This window comes from Hymenobacter polaris (assembly GCF_012927305.1).
Taxonomy (GTDB): domain Bacteria; phylum Bacteroidota; class Bacteroidia; order Cytophagales; family Hymenobacteraceae; genus Hymenobacter; species Hymenobacter polaris.
In genome coordinates this window covers 1,294,948-1,308,931 of record NZ_JABBGH010000001.1, presented here as the reverse complement: position 1 = coordinate 1,308,931, position 13,984 = coordinate 1,294,948, and the positions used below count along the sequence as shown (strand labels likewise).

9 protein-coding genes are annotated in these 13,984 nt (G+C 54.9%); 8 read left to right on the top strand and 1 reads right to left on the bottom strand.

Annotated elements, in window-relative coordinates:
• Positions 1 to 346: 346 nt before the first annotated feature.
• The 6 genes from HHL22_RS05550 (at position 347) to HHL22_RS05525 (ending at position 8,660) form a co-directional block, all read left to right on the top strand.
• Positions 347 to 1,501 carry an acyltransferase family protein gene (locus HHL22_RS05550; RefSeq protein ID WP_169529949.1) on the top strand — a complete coding sequence of 385 codons (1,155 nt, stop codon included), beginning with the start codon at positions 347 to 349 and terminating at the stop codon, positions 1,499 to 1,501.
• Between the two features lie 361 nt (positions 1,502 to 1,862).
• Complete coding sequence (locus tag HHL22_RS05545; RefSeq protein WP_169529948.1) at positions 1,863 to 2,999, top strand: glycosyltransferase; 1,137 nt, start codon at positions 1,863 to 1,865, stop codon at positions 2,997 to 2,999.
• Positions 3,000 to 3,034: 35 nt separating this feature from the next.
• Positions 3,035 to 4,066 (top strand): glycosyltransferase family 2 protein, encoded by a 1,032-nt coding sequence (locus tag HHL22_RS05540; protein ID WP_169529947.1) that lies wholly within the window; start codon positions 3,035 to 3,037, stop codon positions 4,064 to 4,066.
• A gap of 1,250 nt (positions 4,067 to 5,316) precedes the next feature.
• Positions 5,317 to 6,342, top strand: coding sequence for a hypothetical protein (locus HHL22_RS05535; RefSeq protein WP_169529946.1), 1,026 nt, complete (start codon positions 5,317 to 5,319; stop codon positions 6,340 to 6,342).
• A 46-nt stretch (positions 6,343 to 6,388) separates the two neighbouring features.
• Positions 6,389 to 7,693, top strand: a complete 1,305-nt coding sequence (locus HHL22_RS05530) for an MATE family efflux transporter (protein WP_169529945.1) — start codon at positions 6,389 to 6,391, stop codon at positions 7,691 to 7,693.
• A gap of 76 nt (positions 7,694 to 7,769) precedes the next feature.
• Entirely contained in the window at positions 7,770 to 8,660 is an 891-nt protein-coding gene (locus HHL22_RS05525) for a glycosyltransferase family 2 protein (RefSeq protein WP_169529944.1), read from the top strand.
• Here HHL22_RS05525 and HHL22_RS05520 read toward each other — a convergent pair.
• Positions 8,610 to 8,984: a sugar 3,4-ketoisomerase gene (locus tag HHL22_RS05520; RefSeq protein ID WP_169529943.1), complete on the bottom strand. Its 375-nt coding sequence runs from the start codon at positions 8,982 to 8,984 to the stop codon at positions 8,610 to 8,612. The two genes, HHL22_RS05525 and HHL22_RS05520, sit on opposite strands and share 51 nt — an antisense overlap.
• A 240-nt stretch (positions 8,985 to 9,224) precedes the next feature.
• Here HHL22_RS05520 and HHL22_RS05515 point away from each other — a divergent pair, with 240 nt between their 5' ends.
• Both HHL22_RS05515 and HHL22_RS05510 read left to right on the top strand, forming a co-directional pair.
• Complete coding sequence (locus HHL22_RS05515) at positions 9,225 to 10,112, top strand: ABC transporter ATP-binding protein (protein ID WP_169529942.1); 888 nt, start codon at positions 9,225 to 9,227, stop codon at positions 10,110 to 10,112.
• Between the two features lie 174 nt (positions 10,113 to 10,286).
• Complete coding sequence (locus HHL22_RS05510) at positions 10,287 to 13,958, top strand: M1 family aminopeptidase (protein ID WP_169529941.1); 3,672 nt, start codon at positions 10,287 to 10,289, stop codon at positions 13,956 to 13,958.
• The last annotated feature ends 26 nt before the right edge of the window (positions 13,959 to 13,984 follow it).

Here is a 13,984-nt window from a genome sequence, read left to right as displayed (position 1 = left end):
ATAAGGTAAGGGAGGACGCCATTACGGTCGAGCTTCAGAACACCTAATGTTTCACTGGCAAGTGGCCTAGCGAAGGGGATAAGGTTAAGTCACATCTTGCCCTATTTTCAACGAGCCTATTTTTAAAAGAGGCGTCCATCTAATACATAAAAGCACGAGTCAGTTTTTGGTCAATCACTCAGTGCACCGCTTTCTACATAATGGTATTTCTTCTAACCTGCCAACAGAATAAAAGTACAGTTAACAGCAGATTACCTAATTCTGCTCATTCAATATTCATGTTGCGCTGCCTATTTAGGCTTGCAAAAAAGAAGTCCTGACTATTTTTCATTGATTTTTTGGAGCTATGTATAAGTCTGATGGGCTTGACTATAAGCTAGTATTGGTTGATAATAATCAGACAAAGCGAATTCTAGAATTAGATGGGTTACGTGCTTTTGCTGTTGCTCTTGTTGTTTTGTATCACATGATAGATATAGCAGGTATTACTACCAATATAAATCCCTTTTTAATTTCATTAATTGCTATTTTAGGACAAGCAGGAGTTCACATTTTTTTTGTAATAAGCGGTTTCATTATCACGTCTCTCTTGTTGAAAGAAGTGGTAGATTCGGGAACAGTTTCACTAATAGCATTTTATCGAAGGCGTTTTTTTCGTATCATACCTCCACTTGCAGCTTATTTATTAATTTTGCTTTTACTTTTTAAGATTGGTTATATAACTATTAAGCCGATTAATTTTTTGTTGAGTTTTCTATTTATAGGAAACTTCGAGCCATTCGGTAGTTCAGATAGTGCAAATGGTTGGTTTTTTGGTCATACTTGGTCGCTATCAGTTGAAGAGCAATTTTATTTAATCATACCGTTTGTGATGGTTAGAATATTGAAATTCAATACTTGGTTAGCTACGTTTTTACTTATTATATGCTTTGTATTTTGTCTGTTATCGCTTAAAGTAGCAAAAGAAGCCTCAACGCTCAACTCTAATTTAATGGGATTAACTATATTCTATGCATTTCGCTATATTATTATAGGTGTTTTATTTGCTTTGAATAGGAATGAAGTACAAAAAATTATTAAAGAAAGAATAGTATTATTGCCGGTATGCCTTATACTTTTTATTTTGGTAAGTAATTTTTTGAATCATATGCCAGGATTTGTTGCGGTGTGCTTAAGTGGTTTAGAAGCTATCTGCTACGGGTTTTTAGTATTATGGTTTGTAGAAAATCCTGAAAAATGTGCTGCCCTGCGGTGGGGATGGATTCAGTGGCTCGGTGCTTGCTCTTACAGTATCTATCTGTGGCAACAATTATTCACCGGAAAACCCTTCTTTTATAATGGCTGGACAATTGCACAATCTCCCTACGCAATTTTAGCAATTATAGGCTGTGCCGCCTTATCTCATTACCTAATCGAATTGCCAAGTAGTCGTTTAGGACGCGTCGCATCCAAAAGAAAATTATATTCAAATTCTAATCGGAGTAGTCTAGCACAGGTGTAGCTATTTTCATAATAAGTTGTATTATTAGATACTGAATATATTGAAAATAAAATGTATGTATCAAATAATTTAGCCGTAAAAGTATTTATTTAAGTTGATTTAAAAATAGTTTGTACTCAGTAAATAGTTAAAACTAATATAAGGATTAAAAAATTTAGTTTATTAAATAAACTTATAAAAAATACAATATTTTGTTGTTTTTTGAAAAAAGTTAAGACAAATACATAAGAATGCAATAAATGTAATAATGATTGCTAATTTTCTTTCAATAGTTAATGAGTATCAAATTTTTTATTTGATGTGCCATAATTAATAAGTGCAATAGATATTTGTATTTGCTATTAGCGTATTAAAGTAAATTATGAAAATTGTCTTTCTATGTGGTTCTCTAGAAATCGGCCGTGATGGCGTTGGAGATTATGTTCGACGTTTGGCTATCGAGTTATCGCAGTACGAACACCAAGTGACAGGAATTGCTTTAAATGACCACTATGTTACGGAAGAAACATCAAGCTTATCGCAGATAGAAGATAATAATATTTCTATAATTCGTTTGCCATCTATATGGTCATCTAAGCAACGTTTTAACCGAGTGCAATATTGGATAGATATGTCAAATCCTGAATGGATAAGTTTACAATTTGTGCCGTTTTCTTTTCATCACAAGGGTTTGCATTTTGGATTAACCGAACAGTTAATTAAAGTTGGCAAGAATAGATTATGGCATATAATGGTTCATGAGCTATGGGTAGGAATGGAAAAGGAAACTTCGATAAAATATAGATATTGGGGTGAAGTTCAAAAATATTTAATAAAAAATCTTATCGCTAAAATTAATCCTAAAGTTATTCATACTCAATTGTTGCTTTATAAAATTGAACTTGCTAAGATGGGTTTTGTTAGCAATCTTTTGTTATTGTTTTCTAATATTCCTGCTGCTAATAAAGTTTTAAATAAAAACTCTGTATTAGTAAAGAATACTAGTGCCTATAAAAATGAAATATCTTTAATTGTATTTGGGCATATTCATCCAGACGCCCCAATAAATCAATTTGCATATGACGCTTCACAATATGCTAAGCGGAATAATATAGTAATATCGCTAACTATGATTGGGAGATGTGGCAGTGAGCAAGAGCATTGGGCTGCTCAGTGGAAATCATTTAATCTACCTGTGAGAATATTAGGTGAACAGAATGCGGAATGCATATCGTTAACTCTTCAAAATTCTTCTCTTGGTATAGCAACAAATCCTATTCATCTTGTTGGCAAAAGCGGCACGGCAGCCGCGATGAAAGAACATGGACTTCCCATTATTTGCGTGTCCAGACCGTGGAACCCTAGGGATACAAAAGAATTAGAATTGCCAGCCAATATATATGCTTATTCGGAAGGCGAATTTGATAAGTATATAGATAATTATTTGTACATATCTGCTCCGAGTGATATATCTGCTGTTTCTCAGCAATTGTTACATGATTTGTTAAACGCGAACTAGTTAGCCTTTTAGTATTAATCTTAATTTAAAATTAAATGCAGATGAAGATTTCAGTTTGTATTCCAACTTATAACCAAGCTGAATATCTGAGTGAAGCTATTATTAGTGCGTTTAATCAAACAATACCTCCTTGTGAGATTATAGTATCAAATGATTGCAGTACTGATAATACTGTAGAGGTATTGCAAAAGCTCATAAGTGAAATATCTTTATTAAAAGTCATTAACCAAACAAAAAATTTAGGTATTTCTCAAAATACAGATGCATGCTTGCGAGCAGCTAGTGGAGAATTTATTGTTAGATTAGATTCTGATGATATGCTTTCACCTGGCTATATCGAGCAACTTGGTGCTTTGCTGTTATCTAATCCAAATGCAGCGTATGCGCATGCAGCGGTACAGGAAATTGACAATAACGGCAAATTTCTTCAACAAAGATTGTTGGCAAGAAAACCAGGTTTTCAATCTAGTAATGAAGCTTTGCTAGCAGCTAAAAAAGGCTTTAGGGTTGCTGCTAACATTATTATGTTTAGAAAAAATGCATTGGAGAAAGTTGATTTTAGTACGAAAAGACCAAGTTATGTAGAAGATTTTCATTTATCAGCTGCCTTAGCTGCCGCAGGTTTTGGTAATGTGTATCATAATGGTATTCTTTCTTTCTACCGAGTGTGGGTTGATGATAATAAGGTTCGTCAACGGCGTAAATTACTCGAAATAGTAGGTGTTTATAGGGTATTTGAAGAAGTATTAGAGCCAGCTTATAAAGCTCGTGGTTGGGACTTGGTTCAATTATATAAACAACGGGCAGCTTTTGCGAAAGAATTGGCGGATTGTTTAGGGTGGAGTGTTTATACAATAGATGAAAAAAAGGAAATAGTAAGAGAATTAAGTAAGTTGTCTTCCTCCAAAAAATCAAAATTAATCGCATATTTTTATTTAAAAGGCTTTGGTTCTTTGATGAACATTTGCTTTGGTATTCCTAAGGTGGGAAAATCAATATTTAAAAAGATTTATAATATACCAGTTATTTATAATATAATTAACCATAGAAAGCCCCAGGCTGTATGATTGATTACATGTATATTATTATTACCTAAATCTTGCTAATAGTTGTATTTAAATAATCTTGTAAATAAAAATTAGTAATTGATAATTGTCGCTGAATAATTTTGCTAACAGTATTATTTTAAATTAGGACTTGTGCAGTAAATTATATTTATTTTACCAATAATTAACTTTTATGTTTACAGTTATTAAAGGCCTAATTTTAAATTATAAATTTATGTTTATGCCGTTAAATTGATTTAACTGGCAATAGGCAATGAATTAAAGTAGTTAAGTTATTCATTTTCAGTTTGGTGTAGGAACAGTAGCCTAGGGGTATGCAGCGACGGTCGAGGCTGAAAAATAGACTGATATACTAGATTACTCTATAACTCTTGACTAATACTGTAGAAAGTAAAAAGGTTGTTATCATTTAATGATTTCGCGTGCCATGTCAACGGGCTTCAAGAAGGTATACTGCTAGGCACGCCTGCTTCAAGGTGGTAATCCAAGAGGGTGAACGAGATTCCCGGAGTACGGGCTATGCCGTGATTGCCGTGCGCCGGTTGCCACTTGGTGCGAGCGCTCGGCTCATGAAAGCGGGCGTATAGTTTGGCTGGTGGTAGGCTAGCCAGTAGTTCAGTTCTTTTTGATTATAGATAGGTAAAACCTCTCACTGGTCGTCTTAGTTAGTACACCTACGGTTCTTTCCTAGGGGCTAACTTGGTTTTCAACTCTGCCGTTTTCTTGTATGGGCGTCCGGTTTCGGTTAGCACCAAGTCAGTTAGTTTATTAAGCACGGCTGCCTTATTCTTGGTATTACCACTAATCCAAGCGTATTATTCACATAAGCTCTTTGCCGCAGATTTGTACTTGCCGCATTGCCATAGCCAGGTAATTATTTAACAGTTGCTTAACGTGCATGCTATAGGACTGTTTATCGGCCGGTTCGGAGTCATCTTTATTACTAATCTGTCATTCTTGGTGTAAAAGCGCGCTGATGGGTAATGCACTTAGGCCAGAGCATTTTAATGCCATTTCCGTTAACCATATAGCCCTTAGGGACTGTAGTTTTACCAATCCTTTTGCTGGTGCAGTTAAGCTTGTAGAAGGCTTCAAAGGAGTAGGGTAAGAGTAGAAAGAAAGAATAGCTAAAGACAACCGGGATTATTGAAAGAATTATTTTCAATCCTCAGTTATCTTGGATTTTGCACTTAAGGAGTAACTTAATATTAAGATGCCACCCAGCTTTTGCTCCGCTCTGTCCAAACAAAATGAAGCTCTTTAGCTCCTCATTACTGGACGCCGCGCCGCCCGGCTGGGTGGTGTATGCCGCCGCGGCCGGGCCCGGCCAGGTGCCCGCCGGCCCGCGCCGCCCGCTGGCTTTTGCGAGTTGGCTGTTTCTGGAGCCCACCCACCAAGCCCTGCAGCCGGTAGCGGGCCCGGTGCTCAGCTTTTTTTTAGAAGAAGAAGCGGCCGGCCGCACCGTAGCGCAGCTCTTTGTAGCCCTAGGTTACCCTGCGCCCGGCCAGGCCAGCTCGCCGGCTCAGGCCCCGTTTGGCGCCGTGCAGCTGGCGCCCGGCGTGCCCGCGGCGGCCTTGCATGCCCTGCTAGCCGCCGCCGAGGCCGCCCTGCGCCAGCAAGGCCAACAGCGCCTCCACCTGCGCAGCCCCGCCCCCTGCTACGACCCCCTAGGGCTGCTCCAGCTAGCCGAGGTGCTGACTGAGCGCGGCTACCGCGTGGCGCTGGCCGAGGAAAACTACCACCTCGACCCCGCCCGCGACTACGAGGCCCATCTGCACCCCAGCGAGCGCCGCCGCTTGCGCCGCTGCCACCGCCTGGGCCTGGTGCCCGAGCAAGAACCACCCCTAATTTTACCCTGGGCCTACGACTTTATTGCCCATTGCCGCCACGAGCGGGGCCAGCAGCTCTCGCTGCCGCTCGTGCGGTTACAGGAATTATTTCGGGCGTTTCCGGCGCAGCATCTGCTGTTTTCGGTGCGCAAGCCCGGCGGCGAGTGGGTGGCGCTGACCATCGCTATTCAGGCCAGCGCGGGCGTGCTCTATAATTTTTACCCAGCCAGCCCGCTAGCCGACAACCAGCTAAGCCCCACGGTGTTGCTTAACGAAAGCCTGCACGCATATGCCCGCGCCTCCGGCCTGGCGGCCGTTGACCTAGGCACTTCCACGCTGCCTGCTGGGCCGGGCGCTGGCTTGCCCAACGAGCCGCTGCTGCGTTTCAAGCGCCACCTAGGGGGGGTGGTGGGCACCAAGCTAAGCTGGGAGCTGGCGCTCGGGTGAGGGTAGCTCGGCACTAAAAAGCGGTCGTACTGCTGACCTTTGCTACATGGCCGATTCGTCTGTGCGTTCTATCTGGCAGGGCTTTGTGCGCGGTTCTTTAGGTACGGGCTTGGCGGTGGGCGCGCGGGCGGCGGGGGTACTGATGCTCAATAAGCTGATGGCCGTGCTGGGCGGGCCGGGTGGCCTTACGGCCCTGGCGCAGTTCCAGAGCCTGATGAGCTTATTTGCCTCCTTGCCGGTTGATGGCATTCAGGCGGGGGCCACGGCCCGGCTGGCACCGCTGCGACCCGGCTCGGGGCGCTACCGGGCGTGGCTGGGGGCCGGGTTGCTGCTCACGGCTGGCCTGGTAGGGGCGGCTGGCCTGGTGCTGCTGGCAGTGGGCGGCGCCGAGTGGCCCCTAGGCCGCGTACTGCTGTTTACGCTGGGCATGCTGCTGCTGAGCTGGCAGGGCCTGCTACTGGCGGCCTTGCTGGCGGCCGGCCACCGCGCGGCCTACGTGCGGCAGTCGGCCGCCCTGAGCTTACTGGGCACTGGGGCGGCGGCCGGGGCCCTTGCTTTAGGCTGGCCCCTAGGGCAGGTGCTGCTGGCCTACGTGCTGGGGCAGGCCCTCACGCTGCCCCTGGCTGGCTGGGCGGCGGCGCGGGCGGGCCTACTGCGGGGCCTGCACTTACGCTTGCCAGGTAGCCTGGTGGCGCGGATGGGCCTGCTCCGCTTCGTGCTGATGGCCGTGGGAGTGCTGCTCTTCGGCCGGGCCGTTGACTACGCCGTGCGGGCCTGGCTGCTGGCCCACTACGGCGCGCACACCGACTTGTGGCAGGCCGTGGCCAAGCTCTCTGACACCTACACCCCGGTGGTGACGGCGGTGCTCAGCACTGTGCTGTACCCGCAGCTGGCGGCGCTGGCGGGGCAGCCACGCCAGGCGCAGCGCTACCTGGGGGCGGTGCTGGCCCTGCTGGCCCTGGGGCTGGGGCTGGCCCTAGGGGCCGTGTATGGGCTGCGCGGCTGGCTGCTGCCGCTGCTGTTTGCCCCGCGCCTGCTGGCGGCTCAGGTGCTGCTGGGCCCGCAACTGCTGGGCGACTGGGCCAAGTTTTTGGGGTGGGTGCTGCTGTATCCGCTGCTGGCGCGGGCCCGGCCGCTGCCCTACCTGGCGGTGCAGGCCGCTTCGGCGGTGGTGTACGTGGGCCTGCTGGCGGGGCTGCTGCCCCGCCTGGGTTTGCGGGGCATGGTGCTGGCCCATGCGGGCCGCTACGGGCTGATGCTGGCCGCCTGCCTGCTGTGGGAGCTGCTGAGCCGCCGCCGGCCCCGCCCCCTGCGGGTGGCCCCGCTGGCGGGTAAGCCAGGGCTGCCGTAGCCCATCGGCGCTGGGGTGGCTAGTATTGCTCCGCGTTTGCGCGGCCGGGGCTAGGCGTGCGGCGCTGCCTTGCCTCATGCCGCTGCCGCTCGTCACCATCATTGCCCTGTGCCACAACCACGCGCCGTTTTTGCGCGAGGCGCTCACTTCTATCGAGCAACTGGACTACCCGGCCCTGGAAGTGTGGCTGGTGGATAATGGCAGCACCGACGGCAGCCCGGCCCTGCTGCGCGCCTATGCCCAGGCCCACCCCGGCTGGCACTTGCTGCTGCTGCCCGAAAACCTGGGCAACTGCCGCGCCTTCAACCAGGCATTTTGGCAGAGCCGGGGCGAGTTCGTGGTCGATTTTGCCACCGACGACGTGCTGCTGCCCCAGCGGCTGCGCCAGCAGGTGGCGCTGTTTCAGGCCTTGCCGGCCGACTACGGTATGGTATATTCCAACTGCGAACTGCTGCGCGAAAATGGGGAGCCCCTAGGCTTCTACTACCAACCTACTGGCCGCGGTGGCTTGCGGCCGGCCCCGGCCAGCGGCTGGGTATTTAGGGAGGTGCTGGCGCGGTTTTTTATCAGCACGCCCACCATGCTCATGCGCCGAACCTGCCTGGCGGCCCTAGGGGGCTACGACGAGCGCCTGAGCTACGAGGACTTCGACTTCTGGGTGCGGGCCAGCCGCGACTGGCGCTTTCAGTACCAGGACGCGGTGACGACCCGCAAGCGCCTGCACCCGCGCAGCCTCTCGGCCCAAACCACCCGGCGCCACAACCCTCACTTGGCCAGCACGCTGGCCGTGTGCGCCAAAGCCCTCGGCCTGTGCCGCACGCGCGCCGAGTACCGGGCCCTGGCCAGCCGCCTGCGCTACGAGCTGGCCCACGCCCTGCGCCGGGGTCAGTGGGCTGAGGCCCGCCGCGCCGCCCGGCTACTCGTGCAGGTAGTCGGCCGCGTCGTAGGGGGCCGAGGCCAGGCATAGCAGCACAGCGCCGGGCTCGAACTCAATTTCGGGCCAGCAGTGGGGCGGCAGGTACAGCGCCTGGGTGGGGCTGCTGAGGCAAAAGCAGCTGGGCTCGGCCTGGCCCGGCACCCGAATGCGCAGGTGCACCGTGCCGTGGGCGGCCACTAGCAGCTGCTCGAGGGTGTGGTGGGCGTGGCGGCCGCGTACCTGGGCGGGCGGCACCTGGGTTATCCAGTAGGTGCGCTTCACTTCGAAGGGCAGGCTAGGGGCCTCGGCTACCGTGAGCCAGCCAGTGGCGGCCGAGCCGTGGGTAGGCAGTGAAAGTAAGTAGGGGAGGGTCATGCCAGCGGAAGGCTGCGGGCCGCAAAGGTAGCCTAGGGCCGGGCGTAGCGGCGCGTGAGCGCGGGCGAGGCACCGCCTATTGGCTGCTGCCGGCCTAGCGCCGCCACTCATTCAGCTAGTAAAGGCTGCCTTTTTATTGTTCAGCTTGCTTATATTCAAGGCGTTAGTCTTATTTGTAACGTATTAGTGAACGGCCGGCTTACTACCCGGCGCCAGTTGTTCTCGTTGCCTTTCTGAGCTATGGAACTACGTTTACAGAACCTCTCCAAAACCTACCCCAACGGCGTGCGCGCCCTGCAGGGCGTGAGCCTGACTATTCCCAACGGCATGTTTGGGCTGCTGGGACCCAACGGCGCGGGCAAGAGCACGCTCATGCGCACCATTGCCACGCTGCAAGAGCCGGACAGCGGCAGCATCACCCTGGGCGAGCTGGACGTGCTGCGCCAAAAAGACGAGGTGCGCCGGGTGCTGGGCTACCTGCCCCAGGAGTTTGGCCTCTACCCCGGCATCTCGGCCGAGGTGCTGCTCGACTACTTCGCCGGCCTCAAGGGCCTGCGCGACGGCCCCGCGCGGCGGGCGGCCGTGGAGAGCCTGCTGCACCAAACCAACCTCTGGAGCGCCCGCAAGAAGGCCGTGGGCGGCTACTCGGGCGGCATGAAGCAGCGCTTCGGCATTGCGGTGGCGCTGCTGGGCGCCCCGCAACTCATCATCGTGGACGAGCCCACCGCCGGCCTCGACCCCACCGAGCGCAACCGCTTCCTGGACTTGCTGAGCGAGATTGGCGAGAACGTGGTGGTGATTCTCAGCACCCACATCGTGGAAGACGTGACCGAGCTGTGCCCCCAGATGGCCATTATTGCCGGGGGCGAGGTGGTGGCCACCGGCAGCCCCAGCGACGTGATTGGCGAAATAAAGGGTAAGGTGTACCGCACCAAAACCGAGAAAGCGGCCCTAGCCCAGCTGCGCCAGCAGTACGAGGTCATTTCCTCGAAGCTGGTGGCCGGGCAACCCGTGGTGCGCGTGTTTAGTGAGGAGCCGATTAACAAAGTCTTCCAACCCGTGGAGGCCACCCTGGAGGACGTGTACTTCTACCGGCTGGCGCAGCGCGAGCGGGCGGTGGTGGCCTAGGGTCGTCGGATTAAAAAAGGCGGTCATGCTCATCTGGCGTCCGCTTGTCGAAGCATCTCTGCCGCGTAAGTAATCCTAACGTGTTGAGTTACTTACGCGGTAGAGATGCTTCGGCTAGCGGACGCCAGATGAGCATGACCGCTTTGTGTAAACCCTAGAATAAAGCAACCCGCCATGTTCTGGACTATCTTCAAGTTCGAGCTGCGCTACCGCTTCACGCAGCCCACTACCTACCTCTACTTCGGGGTGTTTGCGCTATTTGCGTTCCTGTCGCAAACGGTGGACGACTTTGGCTTCAACAGTAGCCCCAAAATCCACGTTAACTCGCCCGATGCGCTGGCCGAACTGTACCTGATGTCGTCCATCCTGGGCATGTTTGTGACGGCGGCGGTGCTGGGCACGCCCATTTACCGCGACGACAAGGACGGCATGACGGGGCTGCTTTATACCACGCCGCTGCCTAAGGGCGCCTACCTGGGCGGGCGCTTTCTGGGGTCGCTGCTGGCCATGTGGTTTATCATGGCGGGCACGGCCCTAGGGGCACTGCTGGGCATGCTGGCGCCCTGGGTTGAGGCCAGCAAGCTGGGGCCCATCCTGCCCGCGGCCCTGCTGGCGCCGCTGCTGTGGGCCGGCTGGGTGAACGCGCTGTTTGCGGGCGGGGTGTTTTTTGGGGCTTACCTGCTGTTTCGCTCGCCGCTGGTGGTGTACCTGGGCGGCATCGTGCTGTTTGTGGGCTACCAGCTGTCGCTGAATTTCAGCAGCCGCGTGGGCAGCGACCACCTGTTTGCCTTGCTCGACCCGTTTGGCCTGGTGGCCAAGCACCTCGACGTGAAGTACTGGACCATTGCCGAGCGCAACGGCCAGCTGGTAAACGCCCTAGGGGGCTACCTGGGGCAAAACCGCCTGCTGTGGGGCGGCGTGGGCGTGGCGGCCCTGCTGCTGGCGGCGGTGCTGTTTCGGCTGGGGCAGCCGCGCAGCCGGCGGCGCCGCGCGCCGGCCGAGGCGGCGCCGGTAGCCCCGCCCGCGGTGGCCCTGCCCCGCACCGCGCCCCAGTTTGGGGCGGGCCTGAGTTGGTGGCAGGTGCGGCAGCTGGTGCGGGTGCAGGCGCTGAACGTGGTGCGGGCCTGGCCGTTTCGGGTGCTGGCGCTGCTGGGGGTGGCATTCGTGCTGTTTGGCGCCTACTACACCTATCAGGACGCGCGCGGCGTGCAGCTGCCCGTCACCTACCAGATTATCAACCTGCTGAACGAAAACTTCACGCTCTTTTTGCTGCTCATCATCACCATTTACGCCGGCGAGCTGGTGTGGCGCGAGCGCGACACGCGCCTGCAGCTGGTGTTTGATGCGCTGCCGCTGCCCACCTGGGTGCCCTTCGTGAGCAAGTTGCTGGCGCTGCTGGCGGTGGCGGTGCTGCTCACGCTGGTGCTCACGCTGGTGGGCGTGGGTTTGCAGCTCTATCTCGACGCGGCGCTGGTTGAGCCGCTGCTGTACCTCAAAAACTTCGCGCTGCAGCTAGCCAACCTGGCGGTGCTCAGCACATTGGCCCTGGCCGTGCAAACGGTAGTCAACCACAAGTACGTGGGCCACGCCCTAATGATGGTGTACTACGGGGTGGTGTTTTTGCTGGCCGATGCCCTAGGGCTGCACCACGCGTTGCTCAAGTTCGGGGCCCCGGTGCCCTACACGTACTCCGACATGAACGGCTACGGGCACCTGGTGGCGCCGCTGCTGGCCATCAATGCCTACTATCTAGCCGGGGCGGCGCTGCTGGGGCTGCTGGCCAGCCTGCTGTGGGTGCGCGGCACCGACACCGGCTGGCGGGTGCGCACGCGCCTGCTGCAAGCGCGCCTGCGGGCTCCCGGCGTGCGCCCGGCCCTGCTGCTAACCGGGCTGGCGCTGCTCACGGCCGGCGGCTGGGTGTTCTATAATACCAACATCCTCAACGAGTACGTGACGCCCAAGGGCCTGGAGGCCCGCACGGCCCGTACCGAGCGGCTTTATAAAAAGTACGAAAACCTACCTCAGCCCAAGATGGTAGCGCTCGACTTGGTGGCCGACCTTTTTCCCACCGCGCACCCTAGGGGCTACCACCTGCGCGGCGTGTTTACGCTGCGCAACGAAACCGCCCGGCCCCTCGACTCGCTGCTGGTCAACTATGACCCCAGCCACGCCCTGCGCCAGCGCCTGACGCTGGGCCGCCCGGCCCAGGTGCTGCTCGACGACCCCGTGGCGGGCGTGCGCCTCTACCGCCTGGCCCGGCCCCTGGCGCCCGCCGACTCGCTGCCCCTGACCCTGGAGCAGGACTACCGCGCCCGCGGCTTCACCTCGCGCCTGCGCGGCACGGGCGTGTTCGACTGGGCCAGCATCTCGCCCGAAGACCGCCTCACGGCCAACGGTACCTTCTTGGATATTAGCAGCCTGCGCATTGGCTACCAGCCCGGCAATGAGCTGGAAGACGACGAAGTGCGTCAGCGCAACGGCCTGCAGCCCAAGGAGCGTGCCCTGCGCCTGCACGACCCTAGGGGCCGCCAGCGCGCCCAGTTCGCCCGCGATGCCGACCGGGTGCGCTACCAGGCCACCCTCAGCACCGACCCCGACCAGGTGGCCGTGACGGCCGGCGCTCTCGAAAAAGAATGGCAGGCCGGCGGCCGGCGCTACTTCCGCTACCGCATGGACGCGCCCATTCAGCCGCTGGTCAGCGTGTTGTCGGCCCGCTTTCGGCAGTACCGCACCAGCTGGCAGCCGCCGGGCGGGGGGGCGCCGGTGGCCATCGAAATCTACTACGACCCGCACCACCCCACCAACGTGCGCCGCATGGCCCAGGCCCTGCAAGACGGCCTAGGGTACTACAGCCGCGCCTTTGGGCCCTACCAGTACCGCCAGATTCGGCTGCTGGAGTTTCCGCGCTACAAGTCCTTCGCCCAGAGCTACGCCAACACCATCCAGACGTCGGAAAGCGCGGGCTTTATTGACGATGTGCGCGACAAAAACCGCCCCGATTTGGTGTATTTCATCACCAGCCACGAGCTGGGGCACCAGTGGTGGGGCCACCAGGAGGTGGGCGCCGACGTGCAGGGCGCCAGCCTGCTGGTGGAGTCGCTGGCCGAGTACTCGGCCATTATGGCGGCCAAGCACGCCTTCAACCCCGGCCAGATGCAGCAGTTTATGCGCCGCGAGCTGAACAACTACCTGGCCGGCCGCCGCGCCGAGCGCAAGAAAGAGGTGCCGCTGCTGCTGGTTGAAAACCAGCCCTACATCCACTACTACAAGGGCGGCATGGTGTTTTACGCCCTGCAAGACTACCTGGGCGAAAACAAGCTAAACGGGGCGCTGAAGGATTTTCTAACCCATAACCACCAGGACCGGCCGCCCTACGCCACCGCGGCCGACCTGCTGGGCTACCTGCGCCCGGCCACGCCCGACAGCCTGCAGTACCTGCTGCACGACCTGCTGGAAACCATCACGCTGTATAAAAACGAGCTGAAAACCGCCACCTACGCCCGCCGCCCCGACGGCCGCTACGACGTGGCCCTCACGGTAAAGGCCGAAAAGGTGCACGCCGACAGCCTGGGCAACGAAACCCCCGCGCCCCTGGCCGACTACGTGGAAGTCGGCATCTTCGGCCCCGACCAAGCGCCCGGCGAAAACTGGGACGTGCACGGCCAAGCCCTGCTGCTGCGCAAAATTAAGCTCACCAAGCCCGAGGAAACCCTGCACTTCGTGGTGCGCGAGCAGCCCGCCAAGGCCGGCATCGACCCCTACCAAAAGCTCATCGACCGCTTTTACTACGACAACGTGAAGCCGCTGGAAGCAGCAAAGCCGGTGCGCGCGGTGGCAAGGCGGTGAAGCCCGGCCGGCCCGTGTAGTGCCCG